At 73.1% G+C, this 13838-nt stretch carries 15 protein-coding genes and 5 tRNA genes; 9 read left to right on the top strand and 11 right to left on the bottom strand.

Features of this window, described 5'->3' with window-relative positions; all coding sequences use genetic code 11:
- Positions 1-35: 35 nt before the first annotated feature.
- Both ACIF9R_RS01400 and ACIF9R_RS01395 read left to right on the top strand, forming a co-directional pair.
- Positions 36-449: an SsgA family sporulation/cell division regulator gene (locus ACIF9R_RS01400; protein WP_004002642.1), complete on the top strand. Its 414-nt coding sequence runs from the start codon at positions 36-38 to the stop codon at positions 447-449.
- A gap of 730 nt (positions 450-1179) precedes the next feature.
- Positions 1180-1746 (top strand): CGNR zinc finger domain-containing protein, encoded by a 567-nt coding sequence (locus ACIF9R_RS01395; RefSeq protein WP_399972657.1) that lies wholly within the window; start codon positions 1180-1182, stop codon positions 1744-1746.
- Positions 1747-2538: 792 nt separating this feature from the next.
- Here ACIF9R_RS01395 and ACIF9R_RS01390 read toward each other — a convergent pair.
- Together ACIF9R_RS01390 and ACIF9R_RS01385 are read right to left on the bottom strand one after the other, a co-directional pair.
- Positions 2539-2712 (bottom strand): hypothetical protein, encoded by a 174-nt coding sequence (locus ACIF9R_RS01390; protein WP_156698612.1) that lies wholly within the window; start codon positions 2710-2712, stop codon positions 2539-2541.
- Positions 2713-2845: 133 nt separating this feature from the next.
- A complete protein-coding gene (locus ACIF9R_RS01385) occupies positions 2846-3292 on the bottom strand; it encodes a hypothetical protein (protein ID WP_399972654.1) in 447 nt (148 codons plus the stop codon).
- A 194-nt stretch (positions 3293-3486) separates the two neighbouring features.
- Here ACIF9R_RS01385 and ACIF9R_RS01380 point away from each other — a divergent pair, with 194 nt between their 5' ends.
- The gene (locus ACIF9R_RS01380; RefSeq protein ID WP_399972652.1) at positions 3487-4014 is read left to right on the top strand and encodes a DsbA family protein; all 528 of its coding nucleotides are present in this window, start codon (positions 3487-3489) and stop codon (positions 4012-4014) included.
- A gap of 27 nt (positions 4015-4041) precedes the next feature.
- Here the strand turns inward: ACIF9R_RS01380 and ACIF9R_RS01375 are convergent, their stop codons facing one another.
- The 3 genes from ACIF9R_RS01375 to ACIF9R_RS01365 are packed head-to-tail and all read right to left on the bottom strand — an operon-like array spanning position 4042 to position 6787.
- Positions 4042-4866, bottom strand: a complete 825-nt coding sequence (locus ACIF9R_RS01375) for a GNAT family N-acetyltransferase (protein WP_399972649.1) — start codon at positions 4864-4866, stop codon at positions 4042-4044.
- A gap of 53 nt (positions 4867-4919) precedes the next feature.
- Positions 4920-5741 carry an aminotransferase class IV gene (locus ACIF9R_RS01370; RefSeq protein ID WP_399972647.1) on the bottom strand — a complete coding sequence of 274 codons (822 nt, stop codon included), beginning with the start codon at positions 5739-5741 and terminating at the stop codon, positions 4920-4922.
- On the bottom strand, positions 5738-6787 hold the full coding sequence (locus ACIF9R_RS01365; RefSeq protein ID WP_399972644.1) for a chorismate-binding protein: 1050 nt from the start codon (positions 6785-6787) through the stop codon (positions 5738-5740). The genes ACIF9R_RS01370 and ACIF9R_RS01365 overlap by 4 nt, the downstream gene beginning before the upstream one ends.
- 177 nt (positions 6788-6964) lie before the next feature.
- Here ACIF9R_RS01365 and ACIF9R_RS01360 point away from each other — a divergent pair.
- From ACIF9R_RS01360 to ACIF9R_RS01340, 5 genes are all read left to right on the top strand, one after another.
- Positions 6965-7037, top strand: a tRNA-Gly gene (locus ACIF9R_RS01360).
- 37 nt (positions 7038-7074) lie between these two features.
- A tRNA-Cys gene (locus ACIF9R_RS01355) sits at positions 7075-7148 on the top strand.
- Between the two features lies 1 nt (position 7149).
- Positions 7150-7221 (top strand) — tRNA-Val (locus tag ACIF9R_RS01350).
- A gap of 18 nt (positions 7222-7239) precedes the next feature.
- Positions 7240-7311 (top strand) — tRNA-Val (locus ACIF9R_RS01345).
- 41 nt (positions 7312-7352) lie between these two features.
- Positions 7353-7424: transfer RNA gene (locus tag ACIF9R_RS01340), tRNA-Val, on the top strand.
- Positions 7425-7469: 45 nt separating this feature from the next.
- Here the strand turns inward: ACIF9R_RS01340 and ACIF9R_RS01335 are convergent.
- The 4 genes from ACIF9R_RS01335 to ACIF9R_RS01320 all read right to left on the bottom strand — a co-directional run bounded on the left by ACIF9R_RS01335 (position 7470) and on the right by ACIF9R_RS01320 (position 9896).
- Positions 7470-7754, bottom strand: a complete 285-nt coding sequence (locus tag ACIF9R_RS01335; protein WP_399972641.1) for a zf-TFIIB domain-containing protein — start codon at positions 7752-7754, stop codon at positions 7470-7472.
- A 100-nt stretch (positions 7755-7854) separates the two neighbouring features.
- Complete coding sequence (locus ACIF9R_RS01330) at positions 7855-8802, bottom strand: phosphotransferase family protein (protein ID WP_399972638.1); 948 nt, start codon at positions 8800-8802, stop codon at positions 7855-7857.
- A 441-nt stretch (positions 8803-9243) separates the two neighbouring features.
- The gene (locus ACIF9R_RS01325) at positions 9244-9423 is read right to left on the bottom strand and encodes a hypothetical protein (protein ID WP_399972635.1); all 180 of its coding nucleotides are present in this window, start codon (positions 9421-9423) and stop codon (positions 9244-9246) included.
- Between the two features lie 197 nt (positions 9424-9620).
- The gene (locus tag ACIF9R_RS01320) at positions 9621-9896 is read right to left on the bottom strand and encodes a hypothetical protein (RefSeq protein WP_399972632.1); all 276 of its coding nucleotides are present in this window, start codon (positions 9894-9896) and stop codon (positions 9621-9623) included.
- Between the two features lie 195 nt (positions 9897-10091).
- Here ACIF9R_RS01320 and ACIF9R_RS01315 point away from each other — a divergent pair, with 195 nt between their 5' ends.
- Positions 10092-11471, top strand: coding sequence for a protein kinase (locus ACIF9R_RS01315; RefSeq protein WP_399972629.1), 1380 nt, complete (start codon positions 10092-10094; stop codon positions 11469-11471).
- A gap of 25 nt (positions 11472-11496) precedes the next feature.
- Here ACIF9R_RS01315 and ACIF9R_RS01310 read toward each other — a convergent pair whose 3' ends face one another.
- Both ACIF9R_RS01310 and cobA read right to left on the bottom strand, forming a co-directional pair.
- Positions 11497-12315: a TrmH family RNA methyltransferase gene (locus ACIF9R_RS01310; protein ID WP_399972627.1), complete on the bottom strand. Its 819-nt coding sequence runs from the start codon at positions 12313-12315 to the stop codon at positions 11497-11499.
- Position 12316: 1 nt separating this feature from the next.
- On the bottom strand, positions 12317-13549 hold the full coding sequence (gene cobA, locus ACIF9R_RS01305; protein ID WP_399972624.1) for a uroporphyrinogen-III C-methyltransferase: 1233 nt from the start codon (positions 13547-13549) through the stop codon (positions 12317-12319).
- Between the last annotated feature and the right edge of the window lie 289 nt (positions 13550-13838).

The following is a 13838-nucleotide window of genomic DNA, read 5'->3' as shown; positions in this document are numbered from 1 at the left end:
CCCGAGCGCACACTGAGCGAAAGGCCCTGGCGCTTATGAACACCACGGTCAGCTGCGAGCTGCACCTGCGCCTCGTTGTGTCGAGCGAGTCCTCCCTGCCTGTCCCCGCAGGCCTGCGGTACGACACGGCCGACCCCTACGCCGTGCACGCCACCTTCCACACCGGAGCCGAGGAGACCGTCGAGTGGGTGTTCGCCCGCGACCTCCTCGCCGAGGGACTTCACCGCCCCACGGGCACCGGCGACGTCCGCGTCTGGCCGTCACGCAGTCACGGTCAGGGCGTCGTGTGCATCGCCCTGAGCTCACCGGAGGGGGAGGCCCTGCTCGAGGCCCCGGCACGGGCTCTGGAGTCCTTCCTGAAGCGCACAGACGCCGCCGTGCCGCCCGGCACGGAACACCGGCATTTCGACCTCGATCAGGAGCTCTCGCACATCCTGGCGGAAAGCTAGGCGAGGCTCACCAAGCCGCCCGGCGCCGTCGACTCGGGGTGACGGCTCGGGCCCGAACAGCCGCATACGGGCAACCGCATACGGCTCACAGCACAACGGCGCCGACGCCGCGGGTTCTCCGCGACCGGCGCCGTTGTGCTGTGCACGTGCCTGGGCCGTGCGGCGCCTGGGCCGTGCGGCGCCTGGGCCGGGACGGTGCGGCCGACCGCGGACACGGTCATGGTGTTGCCGGAGAGGACGCGGTGCGACCGGGCCAACGGGGAGCGGGCACCCGTGCCTCCTGGGCAGCGAGCCCGATGCGACCCGGGTAGGGCGCGGTACGGCCGGAAGGGCCCTGCGGCCAGGCAGGGGTCGGCGCAGCCGTGCGGCCGGGAAGGGCGCGGTGAGGCGGCAGAGGGCCGGGCCGGCGGCAAAGCGCCGTACGGCCGGAAGCGCGGTAGGGGCGGCAGAGCACCGTACGGCCGGAAGCGCGGTAGGGGCGGCAGAGGGCCGTGCGGCCGGGAAGGGCGCCGTGCGGGCGGCAGAGCACTACGGGCGGAAGGGCGCCGTGTGGGCGTACAGCGGTGCCGTGGGGGCGTACAGGGTGTGGTGCGGTCGGGAACGGCTGCGGGGGTTCCGGCGTTGTATTCGAAGCCATGTGCGGAGCGGAGAGGCACGGTGCTCGCCGGAGCCACTACGATCGGCCAGCATCGGCGGGCGCCCGCCCGACCCCCAGGCCAGGGAGCGAATCGTGCTGATCACCCACGACACCCGGTGCGCACTCGACACCGTGGTGGATCTGGTGAACACCGCGCCGGAGAGCGACACGACGCCGGACGGGCTGCCCGACGTGGCGGCCCTCCGGGTTTTCGTGCGGGAGCACCAGGTCAGTGAGGTCGGGGCGCTCACGGAGGTGGACCTGGCCGCCGTGCGCAGGATCCGCGCACGGTTCGCGGCGGTCTTCGCCGCGCCCGACGCCCGCGGTGCGGCCGGGCTGATCAACGAACTGATCGCGGCCGCGGGCACCACCCCCCGGCTCACCGACCACGACGGCTACGACTGGCACGTGCACTACTTCGCGCCCGGCGCCTCGGTGGCCGACCATCTCGCCGCCGACTGCGGAATGGCGCTGGCGTTCTTCGTGGTCGCCGGGGAGCAGGAGCGGCTGCGGCGCTGCGAGGCGCCGGACTGCCGGCACGCCTTCGTCGACCTCTCCCGCAACCGCTCACGCCGCTACTGCGACAGCCGCACCTGCGGCAACCGCCTGCACGTCGCCGCGTACCGGGCACGCCGCAAGGAGGCGGAGGCGGCGGGCTGATCCGCCGGAACCCACTGCCCGCCGGCACGCGGCGCCCGCGGCCCCGGACACTCCCCCGCACCTCCGGCGCCTACGCCCGTGGCACCACCCGGGTTGGATCCAGGGTCGCGGGAACGGTGTGACCGGCCACCGCTCGTGGGCGGTCGCCGATGGGCCACATCACCTGGGACGCACCGGTCGAAGAGGTCGGTCCCCCGGACTGTCGGGGGTGTCCGTGGTGACAGCCGAGCCGGTTCCGCCGAGCCGACGACCGTCGGGTACTCCGCTGGAACGCCCGCGGCCCGGGCAAGCCGGCGGGGGGGTTTGCGCGGCGGAGCCGGAGCGCCCGGCTGCCCTGAACTCCGCGGTGAGCCGGGCCGAGGCGAAGGGAGGCCCGTCAGCGGCTCGTCCCCGGTGACAGTGCAGCCGACGTGGACGAATGGCGTCCCGCCGCGTGCCGCCGCGTGGTGCAGCCGATCAAGCCGACTGAATCCGTTGGTCGCGGCCCGAGCCGTCGCTCGCCGGAGGTCCTGTTACGGCTCGCGGAGCCGGGACGGGCGGCGATCGTGCGGGCGGACCGCAGCGGCACTCATCGGACGGCTCCGAAGCGGAGGCGGCAGACCGTGATCGGCTGCACCACGACGGGGGGCACGACCCGTGGAGGTGGCTCGGGGGAGGTCTTCGCGGGTGGCCCGGCGGAAGCGGCCGGGTGGCCTCCCCGGGGGGATCAAGCCGCCCGGGTGCCCGCGGCAGGGCTGTCGATGCCGTGCCGACGCGGTCCCGACGGGTGACGTCGGGTACCGCGGGTACGGCTCACAGCCACAGCAGGTCGTGCAGGGCAGCCGTGAGCAGCAGACACCCGATCACCGCAAGGAAGATCATCAGCGGTGGCTGGGATAGGGCGAAGAGGCATCCGCGCGGCTCGTCCTGCTGCGGCGCGGCATCGCTCTGTGTGGTGTCCAGCATCTCGCCGCGATGATGACGCATCGGAAGCACCCGACGCGATCAACACTCTCGGAAAGAATGCGAGTTCGCCGAATCCGCGATCTCCCGTCCGGGTTGTGATCATTTCCGGGCGCTCCGGGACTGCCGAGTGACGTTTCCGCACGGTTCCGCGACGTCAGATGCCGTGCTTGTTGAGGATGGCCTCGATGTCACTGAAGTCGTCGTCGCCCCGGGACGCCGGCGCCTGGTTCGCCGGCTTGGCCGCCGGGCGGGACCCCTGGCCCAGGGCAGGCGCCGAGGCACCCGGGGCCACCGCGCCGGAAGCCTCCGCCGCGCGGGCGGCTCTGCGCTCCTTGCGGGTGCCGCCGCGGCGGCGCTCCACCATGCGGGTGGTCGCGAACAGCACCCAGGACAGACCCAGCAGGCCGAAGCCCGCCCAGGCCGTCGGGCTGAACGCCGTGTCGGCCAGCCATTCGACGACGCCGGTCATCACCAGGGCGACGGGCACGAGCGAGTAGGCGGCGATACGGACCGCGGCGAGGAAGCGTTTGCGGTAGGCCGTGACCACCGCGATGCCCAGGCCTGCCGCGGAGACGGCGGAGCAGACTGTCTCGGCAATCATCCGGTCCTCCAGGCGGCGTAGGGTCGCAGCGGTGCTTCCTTCCTCTCCATCCTGCACCTGCCGGACCCTGCGGGGCCACGTTCCGGCCGCACATCAGGGACATCTCCGGGTCGGGTCCTCCCCTGGTCCCGGTCCGGGCGGGGCGGGACGGGCCGACTTGGGCGGTCGCTGGCCCGGCTGGAAGACTGTGGCCCATGAGCGACTCCTCCCCCGTCCGTCCCGCCGGTGCCCCCGTCCTCGACGTCTGGTGCGAACTGCAGTGCCCGGACTGCCGGGGCGCCCTCGATGATCTCCGTGCCCTGCGGGCCCGCTACGGCGACCGCCTGGAGCTGCGGCTGCGGCACTTCCCGCTGGAGAAGCACAAGCACGCGTTCGCCGCCGCCCAGGCCGTCGAGGAGGCGTTCGAGCAGGGGCAGGGCTGGGCGTACGTCGAGGCCGTGCTGGGGCGGGTCGAGGAGCTGGACCGACGGGGGGAGGCCCTCCTCGTCGAGGTCGCGCGGGAACTCGGTCTGGACGCCGAGGAGTTCGACACCGCGTTGATCGACGGACGGCACATCCTCATCGTGGACGCGGACCAGGCCGAGGGCAAGGCGATCGGGGTGACCGGCACACCGACCTATGTGATCGGCGGCGAGCGCCTCGACGGCGGGAAGAGCCAGGAGGGCCTGCGCGAGCGCGTCGAGGAGATCGCGGACCGGCTGCTGGCGGACTCGCGGGGCTGACCCCGCGGCGATCCCGCCGCGGCCGGGCTACACCAGCGTCTTGTACATGAAGTACCGCGTCGTGCCGTAGCCGAGCGAGTCGTAGAGCCGCTCGGCCGCCGTGTTGCCGGCGAACACATTGAGGCCGACGACCCGTTGGCCCGCGGCGACCGCCTGGGCCTCGGCGAGCAGCATGAGGGTGCGTCCGTGCCCCCGGCCGCGGTGGGCGGCGTCGGCCTCGACGTCGAAGACGAAGGCCTGCTCCCCTGTCACCGACAGCCACAGGGTGCCCACGGGGGTGCCCCGGTGTTCCAGGACGCTGAAGAGCATGCCCGCGGTGGCGCGGCCCGCGGGCAGGAGCACGGCGTTGTCGTTGACCGCCTTAACCCGCGCCTCGGTCTCCGGCACTCCGCGCTCGATCCAGTTCCGCGCGTACTCCTCCTGGTTCCTGGCCGACCAGGGCCCGAACTCGGCCTCGGTCATGGGGCGGGCCACGCTGCCCTCCGGCAGGGCGGGCGGGGTGTCCCCGAGGGGCTTGTCCATGTTCCGGTTGCGTACGACGTAACCGAGGGCCGTCGCGAGGCCGAGGGCGGTGCCGGAGTCGGCGGGGACGGCGGCCTCGATGCGGTGGCACCCCCAGCCGCGGGCCACCTCCTCCGCCGCGAGGGCGGCCACCGTGCCCCGGCCACGGCGGCGGTCCGGTTCCTCTATGCGCAAGAGTGCGATCCGGGCCACGGCATCACCGAACACCGGGTGCGTGTCGAGGTGCACGTCCCCGACCGGACGGCCGTTCACACACACCTGGTAGCGGCGCGAACGCGTGCCGTCAGGATTTCTCTGAAGCGGCTCGGTCGGCCGCAGGGTGGTGGTCATCACGCCAGTTCTACCTGGTGCCGCGTCCGGGGATCAGCCGGATTTCCGGACCGTCACGGGTCGAGGTCGGCCCCGGAGAGCTCGTCGAAGATCCGCATGGCCTTGGCGGTCACCGGGCCGGGGGCACCGGGGAGTTCACGGTCGTCGACACGGTGCACGGCCTGGACGTCGCGCAGGGTGGAGGTCAGGAAGATCTCCTCCGCCCGCTCCAGCACGTCGAGCGGCAGGTCGGTCTCCTTGGCGCCGGTCCACTCGGCGGTGAGGTCCCGGGTGATGCCCGCGAGACAGCCGGAGGAGAGCGGCGGGGTGTGGAGCTCGCCGTCGAGCACGACGAAGACGTTCGACCCGGTGCCCTCGCAGAGCCGGCCCACGGTGTTGCCGAACAGTGCCTCGGAGGCGCCCCGTTCCCTGGCCCTGGCGAGGGCGACGACGTTCTCGGCGTACGAGGTGGTCTTCAGGCCGGTGAGCGCACCCCGCTCGTTGCGCGTCCAGGGGACGGTGACGACGGCGGTGGAGTCCGGGCGGCGGCTGGTCTCGCCGAGGGCGACCACGAGGGTCGGGCCGTGGTCGCCGCGGTCGGAGCCGAGCGGGCCGTGGCCGCCGGTGTAGGTGAGCCGCAGCCGGCCGAGCGGCATGGGATTGGCCTCGAGGACGGCGGCACAGGCACGGCGGACCTCGTCGAGATCGGGATCGGGCAGCCCGAGCCCCCTCGCCGACCGGGTCAGCCGGTCGAGATGCCGGGTGAGCGCGAACGGACGTCCGTCCACGGCCTTCACCGTCTCGAAGATGCCGTCGCCCACGGTCAGTCCGTGATCGAAGACGGAGACGCGGGCGGACTCGATGTCCTGCAGCCCGCCGTCGAGCCAGATCTTCACGTCCAGGTCCCTTCACTCACCTTGTACGTTTCCGACGCTACCGCGAGCAGCCGGGAGGCCTTCAGTTCGGTCTCCCGCCACTCCCCCTCGGGGTCGGAGCCCCAGGTGATCCCGGCACCGGTGCCGAAGCGCAGTACGGCACCGCCGGCGCCCCGGTCGATCCAGAAGGTACGGATGCCGACCGCCAGCTCAGCGGTGCCGCGGTCGGCGTCGACCCAGCCGATGCCGCCGCAGTACGGTCCGCGGGGCACCGTCTCCAGCGCGTCGATGATCCGCAGGGCGCTCGCCTTGGGCGCGCCGGTGACGGAGCCGGGCGGGAAGGCGGCCGCGAGCAGGCCGGGCCAGCCGGCGCCGGTACGCAGTTCCCCGCGCACCGTCGAGACCAGATGGACCAGACCGGGGTGCTTCTCGACGGCGCACAGGTCGGGCACCGTCACCGTGCCGGTGGCGCAGACACGTCCGATGTCGTTGCGGACCAGGTCGACGATCATGACGTTCTCGGCGTAGTCCTTCTCCAGCAGGTCGGCCTCGGTCCGCCCGGTCCCCTTGATCGGCCCGGACTCCACGGTCCGGCCGTCCCGGCGCAGGAAGAGCTCGGGCGACGCGGTGGCGATCTCCACTCCGTGTTCCGGCAGCCGAAACGTTCCAGCATAGGGTGCGGGGTTGCCCCGGGCCAGGAGAGCGGTGAGGGCGTCCACGTCGGCGTCCACCGGCACGGGGGCGGACAGGACGCGGCAGAGGTTCGCCTGGTAGACCTCACCGGCGGCGATGTGCTCGCGGATGCGGCGGACACCCGCCGTGTACGCGGCGCGGTCGAGCGAGGACGCCCAGTCGCCGGCCGCGGGCCCACGCCAGGCTCCCGGCACGGGCGCCGGCACCGACTGCTGCCTGACGTCCCGGAACCGGGCGCACGTCAGACGGCCCTCGAAGTCGGCGGCGACGGCCCAGAAACCGGTGGAGTCCAGGGCGGCCGGATCGTCCGTGACGTCGAGGAGTCCGGTCGCGACGCGGTCGCCGAAGCGGGCGAGAGGTGGGAGGTCGAGCACGTGTCGAGTCTATGGCGGGCGCGTCACGCGTGGTCCCGTCACGGCCGTCGCGGGCCACCGGGGGCCTCCGTGAACAGACGCACCGCAGCACGCTGCACAAACGGGTTTTTGTGCTGGCCCCGGAATCCGCTAGAGTTCACCTCGTCGCCGGGAAGCGGAAGCCGACCGAAACGACAGGCGGACGTAGCTCAGTTGGTAGAGCGCAACCTTGCCAAGGTTGAGGTCGCGAGTTCGAGCCTCGTCGTCCGCTCGAAGGAAGAGGGGGCATCCCGGCCCCCTGCACTCCTGGTGGAGTGGCCGAGAGGCGAGGCAACGGCCTGCAAAGCCGTCTACACGGGTTCAAATCCCGTCTCCACCTCCAAGGACGATTAGCTCAGCGGGAGAGCGCTTCCCTGACACGGAAGAGGTCACTGGTTCAATCCCAGTATCGTCCACTGGATCTCCGGATCCCCGCGCGATTAGCTCAGCGGGAGAGCGCTTCCCTGACACGGAAGAGGTCACTGGTTCAATCCCAGTATCGCGCACGCAGTGCCCATGATCCGCTCCTCGGAGTGATCGTGGTCGAGGACGATTAGCTCAGCGGGAGAGCGCTTCCCTGACACGGAAGAGGTCACTGGTTCAATCCCAGTATCGTCCACACAGCCCGAAGCCCCCGGTCAGCGACCGGGGGCTTCGGCGTGGGTCAGCTGGAGAAGAGCATGTGCCCGAAGCTCTTCTTCCGGTGGTGCCCGTAGTGGCCGCCGTGCGGGGCACCCCACGCGGGAGCCTGCGGAGCCGCCGGGTACGCCTGCGGGGCCGGCGGGGCGACAGGAGGTGCGGCGGGCTGGGACCACTGGGACTCCAGCCGGGTCAGTGACTCCAGCTCGCCGTAGTCGAGGAAGATGCCTCGGCACCCGCTGCACTGCTCGATCTGGACACCGTTGCGGTTGTAGGTGTGCATCGGGGCACGGCACTTCGGACACTGCATGATCGGTCAACTCCTCGCCGGTCGTTCCCGCTTCCTGTATCGCCAGGACAGACTCCGTCCGGCCGCGGGTCGGTTGCACCCTACTTCCTGGAACGTCGGTTCAGGTCCCTGGGGAGTGAGGGGAGACAGCGTCCATGCGCGCGCAGGCGTCGACCAGCGACCGCTCCACCTCGTCCAGCGCCCGGCCCGCCGCGACCGCCTTGGTGACGGCCCGTGCCGCGGTCTGTGCCGTCAGCGCGCGGGCCGGGACGTCCAGCGCGGTCCAGGGGTCACCGGCGGAGGGTACGGCCGGGCCGCCCGCCGCCCGGTAGGCGGTCAGGAAGCGGTGCCACTCGTCGGGCGCGAGCAGTCCGCAGGCGTACCAGGCCGCCGGGCGGGCCAGGTCCCACGCCGGGACGCCGGTGCCGAGGTCGTCGACGTCGATCAGCAGCCAGGTGTCATCGGGTGCCGGGGGGCGTATGAGCTGGCCGAGGTGGAAGTCGCCGTGACAGAGGGTCACCGGGTCCGGCATGGGCGCCTCGCCGCGGGCCCAGGCCGGGAGGGCGGCCCAGGCAGCCAGCACGGGCGCGGTGGCGGGGTGCCCTGCGGCGCCGGAGCGGAGCCGGGCGACGGCGTGGGCGGCCTGCGCGGGGCCGCGCATGGGCGGTACCGGGACGGGGGGCGGGGTGCGGTGGAGGCGGGCGAGGAGCGTGGCCGCGGCCTCCCAGGGGGCCGCTTCGGGGTCCTCCGGGTCGACGGGGACTCCGTAGGGCCAGTGGGTGACGAGCCGTCCGTGCAGCTCGACGGGCGTCGGGGCGAGTGGAGGCAGGAGGACGCCGGGGAGCGCGGCGGCGGTGGTGACACGGAGGATGAGCCGGGCGCGGTCGGTGCCGGGGGCGTGGGCCTTGGCGACGGTGCCGGCATGGCGGACGACGGTGGTGTCGTTCTCGCCGGTGGCGAGGGCTTCCGCGGGGCAGGGGCAGGGGTGGGTGTGGGTGTGGTCTCCGGCGCGGGCATGGGCTGTCGCCATGACGTGGGCTGTCAGGGCGGGGAGGAGGTCCGTGGTCACGGGGTGAGGGTACGGGGGGTTCGTGCGTGCCCGGGTCGCCGGAGCAGCCGGGCGCCGGTGAGGCACCCAGGGTGCGGGTGGGCCGGGCTGCGCACGGGGTGCCGTCGCGCCCACCCTCCCCCATCGCCCTGGGGGTACCCCCTCCGGGGAGGCACGACTGTCCGCGGAGGGCGGCCGGTGGTGCGCGCCGCGCGGTACGGCGGCCCTGGTGGCGCGCCGGCCGCCGCGCCCGCACGCGTCACGGCGGCACAGACACCGCAGGCTTACGACCCCGGCCCTCACCGGGACGGCACCCTCACCGGCAGGTGCCCGGGCACAGCAATGCCGGCGCAGCTCCCCAGCTGCGCCGGCATTCTTGCCGTCCGCCGCACCCCCGTCCCCACGGGGTTTCATGGGTGGATGTCCCCGCCCGGACCGCTCTTCCGGGCCTGAGGTCGCCGCTCAGCGCCCCAGCATCTCTCCCACGGACGACGCCTGTATGGCCACTGTCTCCCACCCGTCGAAGACGAGAAGGAGCAGGACCGCCAGGGGAAGGGCCATCAGCGTCGCCACCGCCGGGTGCCGGCGGCCCTCGCCGCGATCCCGTCTGCGGACCACTGTCCGCGGTGCCGTGTGTGCCATGGTCCCTCTCCTGGCCGTTTCTGTTGTGTCTGGCAGCGGCGGGCGTCTGACCTCGGGGGACGAGTGCTGCACCCGCCGCTTGACCTCAAATCTATGGGCCCGGCGCCCTGCGGACGTCATGCCCTCGTACCGAATGCCGGGCCTCCCGGAGGATGAGCCATGACCCGCGCCGTACTCCCCTGGGTGGAGACGGGGTCCTAGGCCTCAGGGACATCCCCGACGGGCCGCCCGCTCTGCCCCGGTTTCTCCGAGCCGTCCACGCGCGGTACCGGTTGTTCCACCAGGGCGAGCACCCGGTTCGCCATGAACCGGGCGGTCCGCACGACCGCCCCGGTCCGGGTGACTTCGCTCACTTCGACCACCCCCCGGCGCATCGCGGTCTCCACCCTGCGCCCCGCCCTGCTCGCCACCATCTCGTACGTACGCGTCGTGTCCCCCGCATCCACGACGATCTCCACACGGTCACCCTTCACACGATCAATCCCCCTTCGGTGTCGGGTGGTTGGGATCACCCGCGGCCCGAACCCGTCCTGCGCGCAGACTCCCTGACCACTCTTCAAGTCTCCCACCCACCACTGACAATCCATCGGTTCGAGAGGGCGCGGCCTCTGCGCACGGGCCGCTGTGGAAACGTAAGCTGTGGCACGTCACAGGACCGGGCAGCGGGGATGAACATGGCGATGATGCGCCTGAGGCGCGAGGACCCGCGCGTCGTCGGCTCTTTCAAGCTCCACCGACGACTCGGCGCGGGCGGGATGGGCGTGGTCTACCTGGGCTCCGACAAGAAGGGGCAGCGGGTCGCGCTGAAGGTCATCCGCCCCGATCTGGCGGAGGACCAGGAGTTCCGCTCACGGTTCGCGCGCGAGGTCTCGGCGGCCCGGCGCATCCGCGGTGGCTGCACGGCCCGGCTGGTGGCGGCCGACCTCGAGGCGGAGCGCCCGTGGTTCGCCACGCAGTACGTACCCGGCCCGTCCCTGCACGACAGGGTCGCCGACGAGGGGCCGATCGGCGCGGCCGAGGTCGCGGCCGTCGGCGCCGCCCTGTCCGAAGGGCTGGTCGCCGTGCACGAGGCCGGTGTGGTGCACCGGGATCTCAAGCCGTCCAACATTCTGCTGTCCCCGAAGGGTCCGCGGATCATCGACTTCGGCATCGCGTGGGCCACCGGCGCCTCGACGCTCACACATGTCGGCACGGCGGTCGGCTCGCCCGGCTTCCTCGCACCGGAACAGGTGCGCGGGGCGGCCGTCACGCCGGCCACGGACGTGTTCTCGCTGGGCGCCACGCTCGCGTACGCGTCGATGGGCGACTCCCCCTTCGGGCACGGCAGTTCGGAGGTGATGCTGTACCGCGTGGTGCACGAGGAGGCCCAACTGGTGGGCGTCCCGGACGCGCTGGCCCCACTCGTCCGCGCGTGTCTGGCGAAGGACCCCGAGGAACGGCCCAGCACGCTGCAGTTGTCGCTGCGGCTCAAGGAGATCGCGGCGCGGGAGTCCCAAGGCCTCGCGGACGTCCGTCCGCCGGGGCCGCGGGTCCCCGAGTCGGACCGGCCCACGGGGCGCCTCGCGGACACGTACCCGGAGCGTGCGCAGCGCCGGCGGGGTGGTCAGGACGGTCAGGGGACCCCGCCACCGCGGGAACGCGGTACGGCTCCCGGACGGGATGCCGCACCACGGGCCGGCGGGGGGTCGTCCCCCGGACGGAAGGGTCGGGGCGTGCCCGCGTCGCGGGGCGTCCCCGCCCGTGACAGTTCCTCGCGCGGCGGCACTCAGCCCCACTCCGGATCCCGGTCGGGATCACGGCCCGCGCCGCAGTCCGGATCTCGGTCCGGATCTCGGTCCGGATCACGCTCCGGGTCCCGGACCGGGACGTCGTCCCGCACCACACGGTCCGGCAACGGTGCCCGCCGCCCGGGCCCCCGGACGACCGGGACGGGTCTGCGGCCGGCCAATCCGCGGCTGCTCAGACAGCGCCTCTTCGTGTTCGTCGTGGTGACGCTGGTGGTCGCGCTGGGTATCGCGCTGGTACAGGGCTGCCAGGGTCCCGGGTGAGACCCCGACAACCAGGGCCGGGCCGCTACTCCTGCGGACGCCCGGTGGTCACGGCGTAGAAGGCGACCGCGGCCGCCGCTCCCACGTTGAGGGAGTCGACGCCGTGGGACATCGGGATGCGGACCCACTCGTCGGCGGCGGCCAGGGCCCGGCCGGACAGTCCGCTGCCTTCCGCGCCGAGCATCAGGCCCACCCGCGGCATCCGGTGCGGTGCCACGTCGTCCAGCGGCCGGGCCTGTTCGCCGGGGGTGAGGGCAAGCAGCCGGAACCCTGCCGCGCGCACCGTCTCCAGCCCCTGGGGCCAGGTGTCCACCCGTGCGTACGGCACCGAGAAGACCGCCCCCATCGAGACCTTCACGCTGCGCCGGTACAAGGGGTCGGCACAGTCCGGGGAGAGCAGGACGGCGTCCATCCCCAGGGCGGCGGCCGAGCGGAATACGGCGCCGATGTTGGTGTGGTCGTTGACCGACTCCATGACGACGACCCGGCGGGCGGTGCGGAGCACGTCGGCCGTCGTGGGCAGGGGCCGGCGCTGCATCGAGGCGAGCGCGCCGCGGTGCACGTGGTATCCGGTGACCTCTTCGGCGAGCGCGGGTTCCACGACGTACACCGGGGCGTCGGTGCGGTCGATGACGTCCCGCATGACGTCGACCCACTTCGCGGAGAGCAGCATCGACCGCATCGCGTAGCCGGCTTCCCCGGCGCGCCTGATGACCTTCTCGCCCTCGGCGATGAACAGGCCCTCGGCGGGTTCGCGCCGGCGGCGCAGTTCGACGTCGGTCAGGCCGGTGTAGTCGTGCAGTCGCGGGTCGCCCGGGTCCTCGACGGTGATGACGTCGGCCATGTCAGGCCGCCCCGTGCGGGCCCACACCGACGACCTCACCGATGACGATGACGGCCGGCGGCTTGACGTCCTGTGCGACGACGGTCTCGGCGACGGTGGCGAGAGTGGCGTCCACGCGGCGCTGGGCGGCGGTGGTGCCCTCCTGGACGAGGGCGACGGGGGTGTCCGGGGACTTGCCGTGCTCCATGAGGGTCGCGGCGATCCGGCCGATCTTGTCGACCCCCATGAGGACGACGAGGGTGCCGGTCAGTCGGGCCAGGGACGGCCAGTCGACGAGAGAGCGTTCGTCGTCGGGGGCGACATGGCCACTGACGACGGTGAACTCGTGCGCCACACCGCGGTGGGTGACAGGGATGCCGGCCGCGCCCGGGACGGAGATGGAGCTGGAGATGCCGGGGACGACGGTGCAGGGGATGCCCGCCTCGGCGAGCGCCTGGAGCTCCTCCATGCCGCGGCCGAAGACGTAGGGATCGCCGCCCTTGAGCCGGACCACCGATCTGCCCTGCCGGGCATGCTCGACGAGCGCGTTGTTGATGGCCTCCTGGGCCATGAAACGGCCGTAGGGGATCTTCGCCGCGTCGATCACCTCGACATGCGGCGGGAGCTCGGCGAGCAGGTCCCGCGGGCCGAGCCGGTCGGCGATGACGACGTCGGCCTCGGCGAGCAGGCGGCGCCCGCGCACCGTGATCAGGTCCGGGTCGCCTGGGCCGCCGCCGACGAGGGCGACGCCCGGGGTGCGGGTGCGGTGGTGCGGGGCGACCAGGGTGCCGTCGCGCAGGCCCTCGACGACGGCGTCGCGGATGGCGGCGGTGTGGCGGGGGTCGCGGCCGCGTGCCCGCGTCGTGAGCACGGCGACGGTGACGCCCTCGCTGGAGCCGGTGGCGGGGGTCCAGGCCGTCGCCGCGTCGGCGTCGTCGGAGCGGACGCACCAGACGCGGTGGCGCTCCGCTTCGGCGGACGCCGCGGTGTTGGCCTCGGGGTCGCTGGTGGCGATGAGGGCGTACCAGGCGTCGGCGAGGTCGCCCTCGGTGTAGGGACGCCGGTGCCAGGTGATCTCGCCGGTGTCCGCCATGGCCTCCACCGAGGGAGTGGCCTCGGGGGACACGACGTGGATGTCGGCGCCCGCCGCGATGAGGGCGGGGAGGCGGCGCTGGGCGACCTGGCCGGCGCCGAGGACGACCACGCGGCGGCCGGTGAGGCGGAGGCCTACGGGGTAGGCGGGGTGTTCGGCCATCAGGATGGGCTCCTCGGGCAAGCGGTGGGTCAGCGGGCACGCTGCGGCTTTGGAGCGGGCCTGACGTGGGGATTTTATGCGGGCGTCCGGTGGGGGTCAGCCGGATGGGGTGTTTCCCCGGCCTGCCTCGGTCCCGGACTGCCCCCGGTCCCCGCGCGGGCGTGCGGGTGGGCCCGCGGATCGGCGCGCGGTCCGGCCGCGGACACCGGACCCCGGGCGGGCGGAGGGGCGGCCGTGCCCACCCCGTGCCGCATGGCATGCGCCGCACGGCGTGTTCCATGCGCCCCTG

The sequence above is a fragment of the Streptomyces sp. NPDC086080 genome (assembly GCF_044540255.1).
Lineage (GTDB): Bacteria > Actinomycetota > Actinomycetes > Streptomycetales > Streptomycetaceae > Streptomyces.
The sequence above is the reverse complement of the archived record's forward strand: the minus strand, read 5'-3'. Positions and strand labels throughout refer to the sequence as shown.